1 protein-coding gene is annotated in these 717 nt (G+C 75.9%); it reads left to right on the top strand.

What is annotated here, in order from left to right; translation table 11 throughout:
• Positions 1 to 717, top strand: a 717-nt coding sequence (locus tag CKO13_RS12440; RefSeq protein WP_420827072.1) for an ABC transporter permease, incomplete at both ends; no start/stop codon positions are given.

Here is a 717-nt window from a genome sequence, read left to right as displayed (position 1 = left end):
GCTGCTGCTCTCGGTGGTGCGCGAGGACCTGCTCGCCGCCTGGCAGGCGGGCATCCCCGAGGACGCCCCGGATACCTTCCTGCTCGACATCGCCCCCGGCGAGGTGGAGCCGCTGCGCGCGCTCCTCGCCGCCGAGCTGGGGGCCGAGCCCCCCTTCTACCCCGTCGTCCAGGGGCGCCTAGCGGCCATCAACGGGCGCGAGGTGGCGCCCGAGGACTACGCCTCGCCGCGGGCGCGGGAGACCGCCACCCGCGAGCTGAACCTGAGCTGGCGCGGGCGGCTGCCGCCGGATAACCGGGTGCTCGAGGGCCGGTGGTGGGGCGACGACCCCGGCGCCGAGTGGTCGGTGGCGCGCGAGTACGCCGAGCAGGCGGGCCTGGCGGTGGGCGATACGCTGACCGTGCGCGTCGACGGCGAGCCGGTGAGCGGCACCGTCACCTCGCTGCGCGAGGTGGACTGGACCACCTTCAACCCGAACTTCTTCGTCATCGCCGCCCCGGGGATGCTCGAGGCGGCGCAGCCGGACTACCTGACCAGCGTCCACCTCGGCGACGCCGCCGACCGCCTCCTGCCGCAGCTCAGCGAGCGCTTCCCGGCGGTGACCCCGATCGATGTCAGCGCCGTGCTGGCCGCGGCGCGGCGGATCGTCCGCCAGGGGGCGCAGGTGGTGGCGCTCATGGCCGGCCTGGCCCTCGCCGCCGGCGGCGTGGTCCTGCT

The organism is Halorhodospira neutriphila (genome assembly GCF_016584055.1).
GTDB lineage: Bacteria > Pseudomonadota > Gammaproteobacteria > Nitrococcales > Halorhodospiraceae > Halorhodospira > Halorhodospira neutriphila.
The sequence above is the reverse complement of the archived record's forward strand: the minus strand, read 5'-3'. Positions and strand labels throughout refer to the sequence as shown.